We start from the raw sequence: 17,753 nt of genomic DNA, 5'->3' as shown, positions 1-17,753 counted from the left end.
CCCAGCATGCCAGAGGGCCCCGTCATCCGCGTCCCCGCTCCCGCACCAGGTCCCGCAGGGCCGCGACCGCCTCGCTCTCCGCCCGGTGGATCTCGGCCAGACGCGTGCTCAGGTCGGCGAAGAGGGCCTCGTGGTCCCCGACCGGCGAGGCCCGGTCCACCGCCTCCCGCAGTTCCCGGAGTTCCGCGGCTCCGTCCGCCGCGTCCTGCGGCATCACCGCTCCCGCTCCCCCCGCGGTCGCCCGCGGGTCCTCCCCCGCGGCCGTCCCGCCGGCTCCGGCCGCAGCCGTCCCCGCGTCCGCTCCCGCGCCGCCGCCCGCCGTACCCTCCGCCAGCAGCGACTCGCGGATGCGGGCGGTGAGCGCGCGCATCCGGGCGAACTCCGGGACGTCGAGCGGGAAGGCCGCCTCGGCCAGGCCGTGCCAGAGCCCGTGGATCCGGCGGAACTCCTCCGCCAGGCCGGCGAGCGGGAGATCCAGCAGCGCGCCGGCCTCCTCCAGCCCGTCGGCGAACAGGTCGCGGAGGTTGCCGCCGTCCGCGCCGACGGGCTCCACGCCCTCCCACATCGACAGCAGGGCGCCCGCCAGCCCGCGCCCGTCGGCGAACACCTTCGGCCAGCCCTTGGCGTTGCGGCGGTCGACCGTCATCCGCGACCACTTGCGCCAGGCCGGGAGCGAGAACGACCCGGAGGCCGCGCTCAGGTGCTCGGCGGCGTCGCGCAGCCCCTCCAGCGCGGCCGAGGCGAGCCGTCCGGCGTCGATCGGGGCGGGGTCCAGGACGTGCAGGACGTTCTTGTAGGACGGCACGCGGGCCCGTGCGGCGTCCATCCGCGTCCGGGGCACCCTGATCGGGGCCGTCCCGCGGTCGTCGACGAGCACGTCCCCGCCGTCGCTCCGGTAGACGACCACCGGGTGCCCGCCGTGCCCGTCCAGGCTCTCCGGGAGGCCCCAGTAGCCGACGCGGTAGCGGTCGGGCAGCACGATGCAGGGCCGTCCCGCGTCCAGTTCCGCGGCGAGGGCGGCGGACGCGCCCTTGGCCCCCGAGGTGGTGTGCGCGGTGAAGCCGACGCCGAGCCGGTCCAGGGCCTTGGCCGTCCAGCGGTCGTGGTACTGCCACTGGTTGCGGAAGCCGAGCGTGAGGTGGCGGCTGCCGTCGTGCTTGAACTCCCACAGGATGTATCCGGCGCCGATGCCGCCTCCGGCGAGGAAGACCATCGGCTCGCCGACGGGGACGCCCCCGTTGGCGAGGACTCCGGCGATGGCCGCGCTGCCCGGGTGGCGCCCGCCGTGGAAGGTCCAGGCTCCGTCGGTCGCGGGCTCGGGCCGGTCGACGACATGGCGGCGGGCGGCGGTGTAGCTCTCGCCGGTCTTCGCCATCCGCGCCCGGATCCGGAGCTTGAGCTGCTTCTTGCTGGTCATGCTGACTCCGCTCGCGGCGTACGGCCACCCGCAGCCCACGCCTGCCGGTCGGCCCGCCGCGACGTCGGTCGGCGCACGGGACCCGCAGCCTCCCGAGGCACGTGAATCCCCTTTGCCTCCGTGGAACACGGGCGGCGTGGGTGCCCGATCGAGGAGGTTCGGCGTGGGAGTCCGCCGCCGCCGAGTCTACGTACGGCCCGCCCCGGCCACAAGCGGGCCGACCCGGCGTTAGGCTCTGGCCGTGGCCGACAAGAGCAGCTCCGAGCGTCCCGGCTCCGGGCGTCCCGCGCACCCTCTCGCCCGGCGTGCCGCCTCCGGCCGCACGACCGGATCCGGACCCGGCCGCACGGCTCCCCGGCGCCCGCTCCCGCCCGGCGAGCAGTTCTTCACCCCCGATGCGACCGGGCTCCGGCAGAAGGTCGAGCGGTTCAGCGCCGCGCCTCTGGTGTTCCTGTTCCAGCTGCCCCGCTGGATCCCTCCGGTGCTCCTCGTCGTCCTCCTCCTGGCCGGGTTCGCGGTGCCGTCCTTCTGGGGCGGTCTCGCCGTGCTCCCGGTGGTCGCGTTCGTCGGCTGGCTGGCCTACATGTCCTGGCCGTCCCTGGGCGCCAGGGGCCGCATCCTCCGGGTCGCCCTGCTGACCTTCCTCCTGCTGCTGGCCGCCGACCGGTTCGGAGCCTTCTGACAGCGCCGGCCCGACCGGCGGCGACCCCGTCTCGATTTTGACAACCGTTTTCATTTACGCGCATACTGTTGGACATGATGTCCGACTCCTCCCGACGTATCCGCATGCGCGCAGCCGGCCTGCTCACCGGGACCGCCCTCCTCGCCGCCACCGCCGCCTGCGGCTCCGGTGCCGCCGAATCGGCCGGCGGCACCGGCGGCGCAGGGGGAGGCCGCCCCGAGGTCACCGCGGCCCTGTACCCCCTGCAGTGGCTGGCCGAGCGGGTGGGGGGAAGCGACGTCACCGTCATCGGCCTGGCCGAGCCCGGCGTCGAACCGCACGACCTGGAGCTGACGCCCGCCCAGGTGGCGGGGCTGGAGAAGACCTCCCTGGTGGCCTACGTCAAGGGCGTGCAGCCCGCCGTGGACGAGGCGGTCGAGCAGCACGCCGCCGACCGGGGCTTCGACGCCGCCACCCTGGTCGAGACCCTCGCCGCCGGGGAGCACGCGGAGGAGGGCCATGGGGAGGAGGAGCACGCCGAGGAGGAGCACGGGCACGAGGTCTCCTACGACCCGCACCTCTGGCTCGACCCGAGCCGGTTCGCCACCGTCGCGACCCGGCTGGGCGAGAAGCTGGCCGCCGCCGACCCGGCCCACGCCGCGGGCCACCGGGAGCGCGCCGCGAAGGCCGCCGCCGACCTCACCGCCCTCGACGGCGAACTGGCCCAGGGCCTGGCGGACTGCGCCTCGCGCTCCATCGTCACCGGCCACGAGGCCTTCGGCTACCTCGCCGACCGCTACAAGCTCCGGCAGGTCGGGATCAGCGTCGACCCGGACGCCGAGCCCTCCCCCGCACGCCTGGCCGAGGTGGCCGAAGTCGCCAAACGGGAAAAAGTGACTACCATTTTCACCGAGACCCTCGTCAGCCCCAAGGTCGCCGAGGTTCTCGCCCAGGAGGTCGGCGCCACCACCGCGGTCCTCGACCCGATCGAGAGCCGGCCGGCGGACGGTGACTACCTGTCCGCCATGCGGCAGAACCTCACCACCCTCAAGAAGGCGCTCAGCTGCTCGTAAGGCACCACGTGACAGATAGAGAAGAAGCGTTCACCATGCGCGGCGGCCAGGTCAGCCTGGACCGCCGCCCGGTGCTGCGCGGGATCGACCTGACCGTGCACTCCGGCGAGGTGGTGGCCGTCCTCGGCGCGAACGGGTCGGGCAAGTCCACCCTCGTCCGCGCCCTGCTCGGCCTGACCCCCCTGTCCGGGGGCTCCACCCTCCTGTACGGCGCGCCGCCCGCCCGGTTCCGCGACTGGTGGCGGATCGGCTACGTGCCCCAGCGGCTCTCGGTGGGCGGCGGCGTGCCGTCCACGATCCGCGAGGTCGTCGCCTCCGGGCGGATCGCACGGCAGCGCCGGCTGCGCCCGACGAGCGCGGCCGACACCGCCGCGACCACGCGGGCCCTGGAGGCCGTCGGCCTGGCCGACCGGGCGGGAGACCCGGTGCAGGCGCTGTCCGGCGGGCAGCAGCAGCGGGTGCTGATCGCCCGCGCCCTGGCCGGGGAGCCCGACACCTTCGTCATGGACGAGCCCACGGCCGGCGTGGACGCGGCCAGCCAGCAGCTGCTGGCCGACACCCTCGCCGGGCTCGTGGCCCAGGGAAAGACGGTCGTGCTGGTCGCCCACGAGCTGGGCCCGCTGGAGCCCCTGGTCACCCGCGCGGTGGTCCTGCGCGACGGCTGCGTCTGCCACGACGGCCCGCCGCCGCACGCGGTCGGCGCGCACGCGCTGCCCGGCCACGACCACGTGCACCCGCACGCCGAGGAGCCCCCGGCGAGCCCCCTGGAGTGGAGGCCCACCTCGTGATCGACCGCATCGCGGGCCTGCCCGCCCCCGCTCCGGCCCGCCGGGGGGCGGAGTCGTGATCGACCTGCTCCAGTACGACTTCATGCAGCGGGCCATGATCGCGGCGCTCCTCATCGGCCTGACCGCCCCCGCCGTCGGCACCTTCATCGTGCAGCGCCGCCTGGCCCTGCTGGGCGACGGCATCGGGCACGTCGCGCTGACCGGCGTCGCGCTCGGCTTCCTCACCGGCACCGCCCCCGTGCTGACCGCCGTGCTCGTCTCGGTGCTGGGCGCCGTCGCCATCGAGCTGGTCCGCGCCCGCGGCAGGACCAGCGGCGACGTGGCGCTGGCCCTGCTGTTCTACGGCGGGATCGCCGGAGGCGTGCTGCTCATCTCGCTCGCCCCCGGCGGGAGCAACTCCACCCTCATGTCCTACCTGTTCGGTTCGATCAGCACCGTCACCCTCCAGGACGTGTGGGTGATCGGCGCCCTCGCGGTCGCGGTGCTCGGCGTGGTGGCGGTCTTCGGCCGGGAGCTGTTCGTCCTCTGCCAGGACGAGGAGGTCGCCAAGGCCGCCGGCCTGCCGGTCCGCCTCCTCAGCCTGCTGATCGCCGTCACCGCGGCGCTGACCGTGGTCATCGCCATGCGGGTGGTCGGGCTGCTGCTGGTGAGCGCCCTGATGGTGGTCCCGGTGGCGACCGGCCAGCAGCTCACCCGGGGGTTCCGCAGCACCATGCTGCTGGCCATGGCCTTCGGGGTGGTCGCCACGGTCGGCGGCCTCACCACCTCCTTCTACGTCGAGGCGCCGCCGGGAGCGCTGATCGTGCTCGTCGCGCTGGGAGGGTTCGTCCTGGCCCTCGGGCTCGGTAGATTCGTACGCCGAAGCCGACCTCAGGAGTCCCGCCCATGAGCAACAGACGTGACGCCGTACACGAGATCCTCCGCCAGAGCGAGGGCTTCCGCAGCGCGCAGGACGTCTACGCCGAGATGCGCGCGGAAGGCGCCAAGATCGGGTTGACCACCGTCTACCGGGCGCTGCAGGCGCTGGCCGACAAGGGCCACGTGGACGTCCTGCGCACCGACGACGGCGAGTCGGTCTACCGGGCGTGCGCCAGCGGCGACCACCACCACCACCTGGTCTGCCGCCGCTGCGGGCGGACGGTCGAGGTGGCCGGGCCCGCCGTGGAGCGCTGGGCCGAGGCGGTCGGCAGCGAGCACGGTTTCACCGAGATCACGCACACGGTCGAGGTCTTCGGCACCTGCTCGTCCTGCTCCGCCGCCGCGCGGTCCTGAGCGGCCCGTCCGCGGGGCGGCGGCCGGACGGCCCCGGAGACCGCGCGGAGCCGGAGGTGAAGACGGCGGTCGGTTCCCCCGCGACCGGTTCCCGACTTGTCCGGCGATCCGGTTCCCCCGCGAGCGGGTCCGCCGTGCCGGCCTCCCGCCCTGAAACCGACGCGGTGATGTGCGGTGACGGAAGGCCGCGGGGCCGTCCCGGAGGGATACGCTTCCGGGACGGCGGGCCGCCGTACGTGCGACCACGCCGAACCCCGCACCGAACAGGAGTCGACATGCCATTCGGACATGACATGGTGCACTCGCTCGCCACCGCCGTCGACCTGGTCAACACCTCCCCCTCGACCGGGGGCGAGGACCGGCTGGACAGCCTGGACAGGCTCGGCGAATTCGTGGACCGCTGGCAGATCAGCGGCGTCGGCGAGCTCGGCGCGGCCGACCTGGGCCAGGTCCGGGCCCTCCGCGAGGCCTTCCACAAGGTCTTCACCGCGCCCGACCAGGCCACCGCCGTCATCCGGCTGAACACCCTGCTGAGCGAGACCCGCATCACGCCGCGCCTGACCGAGCACGACGGCCACTCCCTGCACGTCCACTACTTCGCCCCGGGCGCATCCCTCGGCGAGCACCTGGCGGCCGACCTCGGCGTGGCGCTGGCCCACCTGCTGGTCGAGGGCGAGTGGGAGCGCCTGCGCACCTGCTCGGCCCCCGACTGCGAGCGCGTCTTCGTCGACGAGTCCCGCAACCGCTCCAGGGTCTACTGCGACAGCCGTACCTGCGGCAACCGCATGCACGTGGCCGCCTACCGGGCCCGCCGCCGCGCCTGAGCCGCCCCGGCGCGGCACGGTCGCGCGCGGTCCCGGTGCGCGCAGGTCCCGCCCGACCGGGCACGGGGCGCGGGTCCCGCCCGGTCAGACGGGAGGCGCGGGTCCCGCCCCTTCGGGGGCGAGGTCAGCGCACCTCGTTGGGGACGGCCCCGCCGTACCTGCGGTCGCGCTTGGCGTAGGTCTCGCACGCCTCCCACAGGTCGCGGCGGTCGAAGTCCGGCCAGAGCCGGTTGAGGAAGACCATCTCGGCGTAGGCCGACTGCCAGATCAGGAAGTTGGAGGTGCGCTGCTCGCCGGAGGAGCGCACGAACAGGTCCACGTCGGGGATCTGCGGCTCGTCCAGGTAGCGGGCGAAGGTCTCCTCCTTCACCCGTCCCGGCTTGACCCGCCCGGTGGCGATGTCCTCGGCCAGTCTGAGCGCGGCGTCCACGATCTCGGCCCGGCCGCCGTAGTTGACGCAGAACTGCAGGGTCAGCGTGGAGTTGCGCTCGGTCATCTCCTCGGCGTCCTGCAGCTCCGAGATGACGCTCTTCCACAGCCGCCCGGGGCGGCCGGCCCAGCGGACCCGCACGCCCATGGCGTGCAGCTGGTCGCGGCGGCGGCGGATGACGTCGCGGTTGAACCCCATCAGGAAACGCACCTCGTCGGGCGAGCGCTTCCAGTTCTCGGTGGAGAAGGCGTAGGCCGACAGGTAGGGGATGCCCAGCTCGATCGCGCCCTCGATCACGTCGAAGAGCGACGCCTCGCCCGCCTTGTGCCCCTCGGTGCGCGGCAGGCCGCGCTGCTTGGCCCACCGGCCGTTGCCGTCCATCACGATCGCGACGTGCCGGGGGACGAGGTCGCGCGGGATCGGCGGCGGGACGGCGCCGGAGGGGTGGGGTGCGGGGGGACGGACGTTCACGTTGCGGGCTCCCTTTCTACGTGTCGCAGAGAGCGTATGCCGTGTTCGAGGTGCCACTGGAGGTAGGCGGCGACCAGGCCGCTGCACTCGGCCCGGTGCCGGGCCGCGGAGGCGTCCGCGGCGGGCCAGTCGCCCTTGAGGAGGGCGTTCATCAGGGCGAGGGTCTCCCCCGCGGGCACCGCGGCGCCGGCCGGGCGGCAGTTCCCGCACACCGCGCCGCCCGCCACGATGGCGAACGCCCGCACGGCGGTGCCCTCGCAGCGGGCGCACTCCACCAGCGCGGGGGCGTATCCGGCCACGGCCAGCGAGCGCAGGAAGTAGGCGTCCAGCACCAGCCTGGCCTCGTGCTCCCCCGCCGACAGCGCCCGCAGGCCCCCGACGAGCAGCAGGAACTGGCGGAGGGCGGGTTCCTTCTCCCCCATGATCAGCCGGTCGGCCGTCTCCAGCATCGCGCTGCCGGCCGTGTAGCGCGGGTAGTCGGCGATGAGCGCCTCGCCGTACGGCCTGATGGTCTCGACCTGGGTGACCACGTCCAGCGTGCGGCCGGTGTGCAGCTGGAGGTCGACGTGGGTGAAGGGCTCCAGCCTGGCGCCGAAGCGGGAGGTGGTGCGCCGGACGCCCTTGGCCACGCCCCGGATCTTGCCCGTCCGCTTGGTGAGGACCGTGATGATGCGGTCGGCCTCGCCCAGCTTGTGGGTGCGCAGCACGACGCCCTCGTCACGGTACAGGCTCACCCGCCCAGTCTAGGGGGAGACCCGGCCCGGCAGGCCTTCGGCAATGATCATGGAGTACGGATGGGTCACGGGTGCGTGTTGTTCACTCGGGACTCACTAAACTTTGGCCTCTGGCGAACTTTCCCGCCATGTTCGACCCGGTTCCACCTCACCCCCGCACGAAAGGGTGCCATGCCCCGCGTGGTCCTGCTGGGCTCATCGCCCGGCCCCGATGCCGCCCCCGGCCAGTCGACGCCGTCCGCCGCGCTGACTCTGCCCGCGCTTCCCGGCTGCCCCACGGTGATCGGCAAGCTGCACGGCCAGCTCGCCTCGCTCGACGCCGCGCCGGTGACGATCGCCCGCTCGGGCGACGCCACGGCCTACCGGGGTTTCCCGGGCACGCTCGTCGAGACCTCCGACCTCGCAGGCGACCTGCGCGCCGTCGCCGAGGCGGTCGAGCACGCCACGGAGAACCTGCTCATCCTCCCGGCCAACTCCCTGATCCACGACGAGCTGATCTACCAGATCACCAAGTCGAAGCGCGGCGCGCTCGCGCTGATCGTCAAGGAGCCCCGCGAGGAGGACGAGAACGGCGACGCCGTCGTCCCGAACGTCCCCATCGACGAGGCCCGGCCCGAGATCGGCGACCGGGTCCTCGAGGGCCTGCCGGTCCGGGTCCGCGCGGCCAAGTCCCGCGTGATCTCGGTCGGCTCGGCCTACCACGCGGTGACCCGGCCCAACGCCGTCCTGCTCGGCCCGCTGCACGTGCACGTCAAGCACGCGCCGACGCTGGCCGAGGCGGCCCGCGAGCTCGCCGACATGGCGCACCTGCTCGGTCCGGAGGACGACCTGGTCCAGCTGCTGGTGCTGGGCCTGGTACGGCGCGGCGTCTCGGTCGGCATCCGCGGCCGCCGCGACCTGTTCTACCGCCGGATCACCGAGCGCTCCGAAGCCGACCAGGCCGTGGCGGACATGGCCGGGTTCGACGAGGACAAGGCCCGGCTGAACAACGCGGTCAAGGGCGCCGACGGTTTCTTCACCACCTTCTTCGTCAGCACCTACTCGCGGTACATCGCCCGCTGGGCGGCCCGGCGCGGGCTCACGCCCAACCAGGTCACGCTGATCTCGATCGCCCTGGGCGTCGCGTCGGCGGCGTGCTTCGCCACCGGCGAGCGCCCCGGGATGGTGGCCGGCGGGCTCCTGATCTACTTCGCCTTCGTCTTCGACTGCGTGGACGGCCAGGTCGCGCGGTACGCCCGCAAGTTCGGCGTGCTCGGCGCCTGGCTGGACGCCACCTTCGACCGTTTCAAGGAGTACGTGGTCTTCGCCGGTCTGGCGGTCGGCGCGGCCGTCTCCGGGGTCGGCGACGTGTGGACCCTGGCGCTGGTCGCGCTCGGCCTGCAGTCCATCAAGCACCTGCTGGACTTCTCCTTCGGCGCGGCCAACCGGCGCAGGCCCCCGTCTCCGCTGCCCTCCATCCCGCTCTCGATCGCTCCCGACACCCCGCTCCGGGACGCGCTGGAGCAGCGCAAGGCGGCGCGCAGCAGCGGGATCCGCAACCTGCTGAAGATGTGGACCAAGGCCGGCCGGTACCGGGCCGTGCACTGGGCCCGCAAGATGATCGTGTTCCCGATCGGTGAGCGCTTCGCCGTCATCGCCATCACCGGAGCCCTCTTCGACGCCCGGATCACCTTCCTCGTGTTGATCATCTGGGGCGGCATCGGGGCCACCTACTCGCTCACCGGACGTCTGATGAGGTCGCTCGCATGATCACCCAGCCGCAGGCCACCCCCGCTCCCGACCCCTACGAGGAGCGCCTGCGCATCCAGACCGCGCGCCTGCTCGCCTACCGCGACGACGGCCCGCTGGTCACCGCGCTGCGCCGCGCGGTCGGCCCCGGCCTGCCCCCGGTCCCGGCCTCCCTCGCCGCGCTGCTCGTGGTGGTCGCGATGGCGGTGGCCGGGATCCTGGACGACGGCCCGATGCTGATCGTCCCCGCGCTGGTCATGGTGGTGCTGGTGCTGCCCACCGCGGCCCGCGACCACTTGGGCAAGCTCGACTGGCTGGTGCCGCCGCTGATCCGGGCGACCGAGTTCCTGATCGTCATCCTGGTCGGTCTGGCCGCGGACGCGCCCAAGTGGCTGCTGTTCGTCCTGCTCTACGTCGTCGGCTACCACACCTACGACACCGTCTACCGGACCCGGCAGGGCATCTGGCCGCCCGACTGGGTGTTCCGCGCCGGTCTGGGCTGGGAGATCCGCCTCCTGCTGCTCGGGGCGGGCGCCGCGCTGGGCGTGCTGACCTGGGTGCTGGCCGCGCTCACGCTCTATCTGGGCGTGCTGTTCGCCATCGAGAGCGTGACGAGCTGGGTCCGCCTGGACAAGGCGTCGGCGTCGAAGGCCCAGGAGAGCGACGACCTGGAGACCTCCCCCGAGGAGGCCATGGAGCAGGCGACCGGCGAGGCCGAGCCCGCCTGACGAACCGCAGCGGACGCCGGAGGGCGCCCGCCGTACGACGACCCCGAGGGCCGCGGCGCGCCGCCGCGGCCCTCGCCGTATGAGAGGCCGGGTCGCTCGAGCACTGCCGGACCGCTCAGGGCACGGCCGGACCTCTCAGCGCCCGTCCCGGCCGGCACCTCCGCCTGACCCCGGCCGCGCGCCGCCCGGCCGCGCGACTGTGTTACAAAGCAGCGTGGAGTTGGACCGGCTGGATCGCGACATCATCGGGGCGCTCGTCGAGGACGCCCGCGCCACCTACGCGGAGATCGGGCAGCGGGTGGGCCTGTCGGCGTCGGCGGTGAAACGGCGGGTGGACCGGTTGCGCGAGACGGGGGCGATCACCGGGTTCACCGCGCGGGTGGAGCCCGCGGCGCTCGGCTGGACCACCGAGGCGTACGTCGAGCTGTTCTGCGCGGGCAAGACCTCGCCCGCCGAGATCGGGGTGGCCGTGGCCCGGCACCCCGAGGTGGTCTCGGCGTGCACGATCACCGGGGAGGCCGACGCGCTGCTGCACATCCGGGCGACGGACGTGCGCCACGTGGAGCGGGTGATCGAGCGCATCGCCGCGGAGCCGTTCGTGGTGCGGACCAAGAGCTCCATCGTGCTCTCCCGGCTGATCGACGCCCCGCTGATCACCACGCGCAACGAATCGCCGTTCCTCGCCTGAAGGACGCGCGAAAGCCGCGCCGGCGCGCACGGCAGGCCCCTTGGCCTGCGCGGATCCCGTTCCTAGGCTGTTGCCGTCCCTGACACGACGTCCTCTCGTGGAGGTGCGCCATCACAGCCAGCGAAGTCACCGGGGTGCTCGGCCGGGAGAACCCCCTTCCCCCCGCCTCCGTGGCCACCGGCGCCGGGCCGTCGCCCGCGGCGGCCGCCGCCCCGCTCCCCGCGGCGGGCGGGACCGCCACGACGCGGCACTTCCTCATGTGCCCGCCCGAGCACTTCGCGGTCGAGTACGCGATCAATCCGTGGATGGACCCCGGCGCGGGCGCCGACCGCGAGGCGGCGATCCGGCAGTGGGAGGGGCTCAGGAGCGCCTACGAGTCCCTGGGGCACCGGGTCAGCCTGATCGACCCGGTGGAGGGCCTGCCGGACATGGTCTTCGCGGCCAACGGCGCGCTGGTCGTCGGCGGCCGGGTGTACGGCGCGCGGTTCGCGCACCCCGAGCGCGCGGCCGAGGGCCCGGCCTACCTGGAGTGGTTCGTCCGCAACGGCTACGGCCAGGTGCGCGAGGCGACCTTCACCAACGAGGGCGAGGGCGACTTCCTCACCCTCGACCACGTCATCCTGGCCGGGACCGGATTCCGCACCGACATCGCCGCCCACTTCGAGGCGCAGGAGTTCCTCGGCCGCCCGGTGGTGACCCTGCGCCTGGTGGACCCCCGCTTCTACCACCTGGACACGGCCCTCTTCCCGCTGAACGGGCAGAACGTGGCGTACTTCCCCGGCGCGTTCTCCCCGGGGAGCCAGGAGGTGCTGCGCCGCCTCTTCCCCGACGCCGTCATCGCCGGCGAGGACGACGCGGCCGTGCTGGGCCTCAACGCGGTCAGCGACGGCACCCACGTAGTGATCAACGAAGAGGCGGCGGGGCTGCGGCGCACGCTCGAACGCGCGGGCTTCGAGGTCGTCCCGGTCGATCTGTCCGAGCTCCGCAAGGCCGGCGGCGGCCCGAAGTGCTGCACGCTCGAGATCCGGGGATGAACGGGGGGCGGCGGACGCCGCGGACCAGGGAAGACGGTGACGTACCGATGACCACCACGGCCGAGCTCATCGAGCTCAGTGAGCGCCGCAGCGCGCACAACTACCACCCGCTCCCCGTCGTGATCCACGAGGCGCAGGGCGCCTGGGTCACCGACGTCGAGGGGCGCCGGTTCCTGGACTGCCTGTCCGGCTACTCGGCGCTGAACTTCGGGCACGGGAACACGAAGATCATCGAAGCGGCGCGGGAGCAGCTCGGCAGGCTCACCCTGACCAGCCGTGCCTTCTTCCACGACCAGTTCGCGGCCTTCGCCGCCGGGCTGGGCGACCTCACCGGCAAGGACATGGTCCTGCCGATGAACACCGGCGCCGAGGCCGTGGAGACCGCGATCAAGACGGCCCGCAAGTGGGGCTACGAGGTCAAGGGCGTCGCCCCCGACCGGGCGAACATCATCGTCATGGAGGACAACTTCCACGGCCGCACCACGACGATCGTGAGCTTCTCCACCGACCCCGACGCGCGCGGCGGCTACGGTCCCTACACGCCGGGCTTCAAGGTCGTGAAGTACGGCTCGGTGGAGGCGATCCGCGAGGCCGTCGACGCCGACACGGTCGCGGTGCTGCTTGAGCCCATCCAGGGCGAGGCCGGCGTGCTGGTCCCGCCGGACGGCTACCTGAGGCAGGTCCGCGAGCTGTGCACCGAGCACAACGTGCTGATGATCGCCGACGAGATCCAGTCCGGCCTGGGCCGTACCGGCGAGACCTTCGCCTGCGACCACGAGGGCGTCGTCCCCGACGTCTACGTGCTGGGCAAGGCGCTGGGCGGCGGCGTCGTCCCCGTCTCCGCCGTCGCGGCCGACGCCGACGTCCTCGGTGTGATCCGGCCGGGACAGCACGGCTCCACCTTCGGCGGCAACCCGCTCGCCTGCGCGGTGGCGTGCGCGGTCATCGACATCCTCGGCACCGGGGAGTACCAGGCCCGCTCCAAGCAGCTGGGCGGCGTGCTGCACGAGCGGCTGAACGCCCTGGTCGGCCGGGGCGCGGTGGCCGTGCGCGGGCGGGGCCTGTGGGCGGGCGTGGACGTCGACCCCTCGCTCGGGAGCGGCCGAGAGATCTCCGAGGCGCTCATGCGCCGGGGCGTCCTGGCCAAGGACACCCACGGCTCCACCATCCGCCTCGCCCCGCCGATCGTCATCGCCGAGGACGACCTCGTCTGGGCGGTCGACCAGCTGGCCGGCGCGATCGAGGACCTCTCCCGCTGATCCCTCCGTACGGCTCGCGTCGCGGGGCGTGAGCCGTACGAGATCAATCCCATGCGCGGATGAGATCCTCCGGGCCGTAGCAGGCCGCCAGACCTCCCGTGGTGACCCCCGCTCTCGAGACCGCGATCATCGGGAGGTCACCCGCGCCCGGTACGGCTCCCTGGGCCCTGGCCAGCTCGATGAGATCGTGATTGTCGAAGGGGCGGTCCTCCAGCCATTTGACCGAGCCCGCGAAGAACAACCGCCTGGCGATCGGCTCACGGTCGGCGCCGATGATGTCGATCTCCACATCGTTCGTCCTGGTCCAGAAGGAACCGACCTCCACCACGTCGGGGAACGCCTCGTCGGGCAGGAGTCGCGACAGCGCCTCGCGGATCACCGGCTCCACCGCGCGCCCCCGCCAGGACGTCCAGCCGTCACGGATACGGCGGAGCACCACATCCGACCGCCCCCGCTCCAGCAAGGGCAGCGCGGGCTGCAGAAAACGCGTCCAGAACCGCAGGTAGGGGTCGGCGATCCGGTAGCGGCGGTCCTTGGACGGCCGGGTGCTCAGTGGAAGCTCGGCGGCCACGACCCGCTTCGCGACGAGTAATTCCAGCGAGCGGGTCGCCGTCGCGGCGGCGAGCCCTCCCGACGCCCTGGAGATGTTGCCGAAGGTCCGTTCACCGGATCCGATGACGCTGAGGACGTCCTTGGCGATCGCCTGCTTGGGGAACTCCGCGGCGAGCGATCGTTCGGCGGAGACCAGCAGCGGGGAGGTGGGGTCGGCCAGAGTATGTTCCAGGAAGTCCCATAATCCCTCCCCGTTCTTCCATTCCGCGCAGATCAGGGGGAGCCCGCCGGTAACCAGCCAGGCGTCGAACGTCTCCGGGGCGGGGAGAGCGAGCATCCGGCCGACCTCACCTGGGGTGAGCGGGCCGAGCTTCATCTCTCGTCCGCGCTGATAGAAGGGCCGTCCGTAACCGGTGAGCGCCTCCATCACGGAGAGGTCCGAGCCGATGAGGACCAGCAGAACCGGCTTCTGCTCGAAATACCGGTCCCACGCTCGTTGCAGGGTTCCCTCGAAGCCCGGATCCCCCTGGGAGAGATAGGGGACCTCGTCGATCACCACGATGGACGCCCGGTCACCCGGAAGCACCTGGCTGAGGAGATGGAAGGCGCCGTCCCAGTCACTCAGCGGCGTTCTGGCCAGCAACTCCCATTCGGGCACCCCCGCGAGGGAGACGTCCTTGCGGAACTGTTCCAGTTCCTGGCCCAGCCGGACGCCGCCCGCGGTGTAGTAGAGCACCGGGACACCGGCGGATCGCACGAACTCTTCGACCAGGCGCGATTTCCCCACCCGGCGGCGGCCACGCATGATCAGACAGCGACCGGGGCGGCTCCGCCCCACCGCTCCGTGCACCGCGTCCAGGTGCTCTTTCAGGAGGGCGAGCTCCCGCTCGCGTCCGATGAACTCCACCACGACATACTCTCATTGATGTTAGTAACCTCGCTGATACTTCCAGCAATGAGAGTAACTATCGGACCGCGAGTTCCACCGTGGCGACCTCGGTGACGCCCGCGCTGGTGGCGGTGTCCCAGCGGGCCGAGAGCGGGCCGTCCAGATCGAGCGTGGCGATCGCGTTGGAGAACCACGGGCCGTCGGTGATCCGCCACCGGATGGGCGGGCGGGGGATCCGCGCCAGGCGGGAGAGCCAGCCGCCGATCAGGGTCGCGACGCCGAACTGGGCGACGATGTTGGCCAGGCGGAGCGTCCGGCTGAGCGGGTTGCGGATGGGCGAGCAGACCAGCTGGTGGATCGGGTGGCGCCTGGCCTTGGCGACGTAGGAGTAGTGCACGTCGCCGGAGAGGATGACCACGGGCCGGCCCGTCCTGACCAGCAGCCGTGCCAGGTCCTCGAAGGAGCGGCGGAAGGCCGACCAGTGCTCCAGGTCGATGGCCTGGCGCAGCATCTCCGACAGGCGGGCGGCCCGCCTGCCCCACGCCCCCTGGGCCAGCGCCTCGTTCCAGGTCTGGATGTGGTGGATGCCGGCCGGCAGCAGGAACGGCACCGACGAGCCGATCACGAAGCGCTCGGCGCCCTCCCGCTCCAGCTGCTCGGTGAGCCACTCCCACTCGACCGGGTCGATCATGCGCCGGTCCCCCGGGGTGAGCTGCCGGGCGCAGCGGGTGTCGAGCATGATCAGGCGGGTCGAGCCCAGGTCCCGGGCGTAGCTCCACCTGCTCTCCGAGGGGACCGCGTCGGCGTGCGCGGCGAACGCGTCGAGGATCTCCGCCCCGTCGCCCTCCGCGGCGCACAGCTTGCCGAGCAGTCCGTCGGCCTCGCGCTCGGCCGGCGACATGTTGCCCAGGTGCTGGTAGACCCAGTAGGCGCCGAGTCCCGAGATCACCCGGCGCGGCCACCACTCCACCTTGGACATCTGCTCGCGCCAGTCCGCCGAGGTGTTCCAGTCGTCGCGCAGGTCGTGGTCGTCGAAGATCATCGCGCTGGGCACGGTCGAGAGCATCCAGCGGATCTCCGGGTCGGTCCAGGCCACCCGGTACAGCTCGGCGTACTCCTCGAAGTCGGCGATCTCCTTCTTCGGCTCGGTGTCCCTGCGGTTCTTGATGAACTCCAGCATCTCGGCGGACGGCTCGTCGGCGTAGACCTGGTCGCCGAGCAGGAGCAGCAGGTCGGGCCAGTCCTCCTCGGGGGCCTCCATGAGGCTGCAGCCGTACGAGCGCAGGACGTCCACCCCGTGCGAGATCGTGTGCAGCGTGTCGTGCGGCACGCTGGTCCGGCAGGAGCCGAACATCACCTTCCGGGGGCCGGCGGAGCCGAGCAGCCGGATGCGGCTGGGCGGGTGGTCCGGCAGCGGCCAGACGGGCTCGCCGTCGAGCCGTACCTCGTAGGCCCCGCCGCCCTCCACGTCCACCACGGCGTAGTGGTGGCCGTGCACGGTGAACGTCCGCCCGCTCCCCCGTGCCCGCCCCGCCTGGACCGTCACCTCGCACGGCTCGCTGGTCTCCACCCAGATGGAGGCGCTCGTTTCGTCGACGTAGCGCAGCAGCGGCCCGACCACAAGTTCCGGCACGTCGTTCGTCCCCTCAGCCCTACGGATCAGCCACTACGGAATGGCGGACTCATCACCACGAGCCTGCCATATCGGCGTGTTCCCCTCCCAGTGCCCAGCCGGTTTGATCGGTAACAACGGATCGGCGGACAAGTGCGGAATCGCACAACGACCGGCCACGAGAACGCAACACCGCCGCCTTCGCCCGGCGGCCCCACGTGGTTACGCTGATCACGAACAACCGCCTCGGGCGGGGCAACGGCGCCCCGCCCACCGTATGGAGGTCCTCCTTCATGTCGATCACGGTGCCGTCAACGACGCCGGCAACCACCTCTCTGCTCAGCCCGGGCCGCCAGGCCCTCGACTCCGCGCTCTTCCAGCTCGACCAGGCGGCCGACCGGCTCGGCCTGGACGACGGCCTGCGCACCATGCTCGCCACCCCGCGCCGCTCGCTCACCGTCGCGGTGCCCGTCCGCCGCGAGGACGGCCGGATGGACGTCGTGCAGGGCTTCCGGGTCCAGCACAACATCACCCGCGGCCCGGCCAAGGGCGGCATCCGCTTCCACCCCTCCACCGACATCCACGAGGTCACCGCGCTGGCCATGTGGATGACCTGGAAGTGCGCGCTGGTCGGCATCCCGTACGGCGGCGCCAAGGGCGGCGTCTCCGTGGACCCGGCCTCGCTGACCACGCGCGAACTGGAGCGGGTCACCCGCCGCTACGTCAACGAGATCCTGCCGATCATCGGCCCGGAGCGGGACATCCCGGCGCCCGACGTCGGCACCGACGAGCAGACCATGGCATGGATCATGGACACCTACTCGGTGAACACCGGCTACCCCGTCCCCGGCGTGGTGACCGGCAAGCCGACGACCCTCGGCGGCTCCCTCGGCCGGGCGGGGGCCACCTCGCGCGGCGTGCAGCTCGCCACGCTGAAGGCCCTGCCGGGCTCGCCCGAGGGCCGTACGGTCGCGGTCCAGGGCTTCGGCAAGGTCGGCGCGCTCGCCGCCCGCTACCTCGCCGACGCCGGCTGCCGGGTGGTGGCCGTCTCCGACGTCACGGGCGCGGTGGTGAACCGCTCCGGCCTCGACGTCGACGACCTGCGGGCCTGGGTCGCCGAGACCGGCGGCGTGTACGGCTACCGCCACGCCGACGCGCTCTCCCACGCCGAGCTGCTGGAGCTGGACGTCGACGTCCTCGTCCCCGCGGCGCTGGAAGGCGTGATCACCGAGGAGAACGCCCCGCGGATCAGGGCCCGCCTGATCGTGGAGGGCGCCAACGGCCCCACCACCCCGGAGGCGGACCGCATCCTCGCCGACGCCGGGACCACGGTGGTCCCGGACATCCTGGCCAACGCGGGCGGCGTGATCGTCTCCTACCTGGAGTGGGTGCAGAACCTGCAGGCCTGCTCCTGGAACGCGAGCGAGGTCGAGGTGAGGCTCCGCGACCTGATGGAGTCCTCGTTCGACGCGGTCGCGGCGACGTCCGCCGAGCGCGGCGTGACCCTGCGCCAGGCGGCCCACATCATCGGCGTCGGCCGGGTCGCCGAGGCCCACCGGATGCGGGGCCTGTATCCCTGACGCGCCGCGGCGG

The 17,753-nt window shown here is 72.7% G+C and carries 17 protein-coding genes; 12 read left to right on the top strand and 5 right to left on the bottom strand.

Annotated elements, in window-relative coordinates; translation table 11 throughout:
- Positions 1–22: 22 nt before the first annotated feature.
- Positions 23–1,417, bottom strand: coding sequence for a BtrH N-terminal domain-containing protein (locus tag IEZ06_RS00355; RefSeq protein ID WP_203871987.1), 1,395 nt, complete (start codon positions 1,415–1,417; stop codon positions 23–25).
- Between the two features lie 241 nt (positions 1,418–1,658).
- Here IEZ06_RS00355 and IEZ06_RS00350 point away from each other — a divergent pair, with 241 nt between their 5' ends.
- The 6 genes from IEZ06_RS00350 (at position 1,659) to IEZ06_RS00325 (ending at position 6,035) form a co-directional block, all read left to right on the top strand.
- Positions 1,659–2,099: a DUF6703 family protein gene (locus tag IEZ06_RS00350; protein ID WP_189234625.1), complete on the top strand. Its 441-nt coding sequence runs from the start codon at positions 1,659–1,661 to the stop codon at positions 2,097–2,099.
- A 74-nt stretch (positions 2,100–2,173) separates the two neighbouring features.
- Positions 2,174–3,151, top strand: a complete 978-nt coding sequence (locus IEZ06_RS00345) for a metal ABC transporter substrate-binding protein (RefSeq protein WP_229797681.1) — start codon at positions 2,174–2,176, stop codon at positions 3,149–3,151.
- Between the two features lie 35 nt (positions 3,152–3,186).
- The gene (locus IEZ06_RS00340) at positions 3,187–3,939 is read left to right on the top strand and encodes a metal ABC transporter ATP-binding protein (protein WP_189234887.1); all 753 of its coding nucleotides are present in this window, start codon (positions 3,187–3,189) and stop codon (positions 3,937–3,939) included.
- A gap of 55 nt (positions 3,940–3,994) precedes the next feature.
- Positions 3,995–4,828, top strand: coding sequence for a metal ABC transporter permease (locus IEZ06_RS00335; protein ID WP_189234624.1), 834 nt, complete (start codon positions 3,995–3,997; stop codon positions 4,826–4,828).
- Positions 4,825–5,211 (top strand): Fur family transcriptional regulator, encoded by a 387-nt coding sequence (locus IEZ06_RS00330; protein ID WP_189234623.1) that lies wholly within the window; start codon positions 4,825–4,827, stop codon positions 5,209–5,211. The genes IEZ06_RS00335 and IEZ06_RS00330 overlap by 4 nt, the downstream gene beginning before the upstream one ends.
- A 275-nt stretch (positions 5,212–5,486) precedes the next feature.
- The gene (locus IEZ06_RS00325) at positions 5,487–6,035 is read left to right on the top strand and encodes a CGNR zinc finger domain-containing protein (RefSeq protein WP_189234622.1); all 549 of its coding nucleotides are present in this window, start codon (positions 5,487–5,489) and stop codon (positions 6,033–6,035) included.
- A gap of 124 nt (positions 6,036–6,159) precedes the next feature.
- On the opposite strand, the gene IEZ06_RS00320 is transcribed toward IEZ06_RS00325, so the two are convergent.
- Both IEZ06_RS00320 and recO read right to left on the bottom strand, forming a co-directional pair.
- Complete coding sequence (locus IEZ06_RS00320; RefSeq protein ID WP_189234621.1) at positions 6,160–6,936, bottom strand: isoprenyl transferase; 777 nt, start codon at positions 6,934–6,936, stop codon at positions 6,160–6,162.
- Positions 6,933–7,670, bottom strand: a complete 738-nt coding sequence (gene recO, locus IEZ06_RS00315; protein ID WP_068896861.1) for a DNA repair protein RecO — start codon at positions 7,668–7,670, stop codon at positions 6,933–6,935. Before recO ends, IEZ06_RS00320 begins: the two co-directional genes overlap by 4 nt.
- Positions 7,671–7,841: 171 nt before the next feature.
- Between recO and IEZ06_RS37055 the strand changes: the two genes are divergently transcribed.
- From IEZ06_RS37055 to rocD, 5 genes are all read left to right on the top strand, one after another.
- Complete coding sequence (locus IEZ06_RS37055) at positions 7,842–9,419, top strand: CDP-alcohol phosphatidyltransferase family protein (protein WP_189234620.1); 1,578 nt, start codon at positions 7,842–7,844, stop codon at positions 9,417–9,419.
- A complete protein-coding gene (locus IEZ06_RS37050; RefSeq protein WP_189234619.1) occupies positions 9,416–10,126 on the top strand; it encodes a DUF5941 domain-containing protein in 711 nt (236 codons plus the stop codon). The genes IEZ06_RS37055 and IEZ06_RS37050 overlap by 4 nt, the downstream gene beginning before the upstream one ends.
- Positions 10,127–10,340: 214 nt before the next feature.
- Positions 10,341–10,814: an Lrp/AsnC family transcriptional regulator gene (locus IEZ06_RS00300; protein ID WP_189234618.1), complete on the top strand. Its 474-nt coding sequence runs from the start codon at positions 10,341–10,343 to the stop codon at positions 10,812–10,814.
- Positions 10,815–11,071: 257 nt separating this feature from the next.
- Positions 11,072–11,848 (top strand): dimethylargininase, encoded by a 777-nt coding sequence (gene ddaH / locus IEZ06_RS00295; protein WP_189234886.1) that lies wholly within the window; start codon positions 11,072–11,074, stop codon positions 11,846–11,848.
- 47 nt (positions 11,849–11,895) lie between these two features.
- Positions 11,896–13,107, top strand: coding sequence for an ornithine--oxo-acid transaminase (rocD, locus tag IEZ06_RS00290; protein ID WP_189234617.1), 1,212 nt, complete (start codon positions 11,896–11,898; stop codon positions 13,105–13,107).
- Positions 13,108–13,150: 43 nt separating this feature from the next.
- Here rocD and IEZ06_RS00285 read toward each other — a convergent pair whose 3' ends face one another.
- Together IEZ06_RS00285 and IEZ06_RS00280 are read right to left on the bottom strand one after the other, a co-directional pair.
- Entirely contained in the window at positions 13,151–14,569 is a 1,419-nt protein-coding gene (locus IEZ06_RS00285; RefSeq protein ID WP_189234616.1) for an ATP-binding protein, read from the bottom strand.
- A 55-nt stretch (positions 14,570–14,624) separates the two neighbouring features.
- Positions 14,625–16,181: an alkaline phosphatase D family protein gene (locus IEZ06_RS00280; protein ID WP_189234615.1), complete on the bottom strand. Its 1,557-nt coding sequence runs from the start codon at positions 16,179–16,181 to the stop codon at positions 14,625–14,627.
- Positions 16,182–16,453: 272 nt separating this feature from the next.
- Here IEZ06_RS00280 and IEZ06_RS00275 point away from each other — a divergent pair, with 272 nt between their 5' ends.
- On the top strand, positions 16,454–17,740 hold the full coding sequence (locus tag IEZ06_RS00275) for a Glu/Leu/Phe/Val family dehydrogenase (RefSeq protein WP_203871988.1): 1,287 nt from the start codon (positions 16,454–16,456) through the stop codon (positions 17,738–17,740).
- The last annotated feature ends 13 nt before the right edge of the window (positions 17,741–17,753 follow it).

The organism is Planomonospora antibiotica (assembly GCF_014647955.1).
GTDB classification, from domain to species: Bacteria; Actinomycetota; Actinomycetes; order Streptosporangiales; family Streptosporangiaceae; genus Planomonospora; species Planomonospora parontospora.
This window is presented reverse-complemented; position numbering and strand designations above follow the sequence as displayed.

What these genes read in the sequence shown, in the direction of transcription:
- IEZ06_RS37050 (WP_189234619.1), top strand. Translation starts at nt 9,416, where the DNA reads ATGATCACCCAGCCGCAGGCCACCCCCGCTCCCGACCCCTACGAGGAG.
- IEZ06_RS00325 (WP_189234622.1), top strand. Translation starts at nt 5,487, where the DNA reads ATGCCATTCGGACATGACATGGTGCACTCGCTCGCCACCGCCGTCGAC.
- ddaH (WP_189234886.1), top strand. Translation starts at nt 11,072, where the DNA reads ATGTGCCCGCCCGAGCACTTCGCGGTCGAGTACGCGATCAATCCGTGG.
- IEZ06_RS00275 (WP_203871988.1), top strand. Translation starts at nt 16,454, where the DNA reads ATGTCGATCACGGTGCCGTCAACGACGCCGGCAACCACCTCTCTGCTC.
- rocD (WP_189234617.1), top strand. Translation starts at nt 11,896, where the DNA reads ATGACCACCACGGCCGAGCTCATCGAGCTCAGTGAGCGCCGCAGCGCG.
- IEZ06_RS00330 (WP_189234623.1), top strand. Translation starts at nt 4,825, where the DNA reads ATGAGCAACAGACGTGACGCCGTACACGAGATCCTCCGCCAGAGCGAG.
- IEZ06_RS00345 (WP_229797681.1), top strand. Translation starts at nt 2,174, where the DNA reads ATGATGTCCGACTCCTCCCGACGTATCCGCATGCGCGCAGCCGGCCTG.
- IEZ06_RS37055 (WP_189234620.1), top strand. Translation starts at nt 7,842, where the DNA reads ATGCCCCGCGTGGTCCTGCTGGGCTCATCGCCCGGCCCCGATGCCGCC.
- IEZ06_RS00340 (WP_189234887.1), top strand. Translation starts at nt 3,187, where the DNA reads ATGCGCGGCGGCCAGGTCAGCCTGGACCGCCGCCCGGTGCTGCGCGGG.
- IEZ06_RS00355 (WP_203871987.1), bottom strand. Translation starts at nt 1,417, where the DNA reads ATGACCAGCAAGAAGCAGCTCAAGCTCCGGATCCGGGCGCGGATGGCG.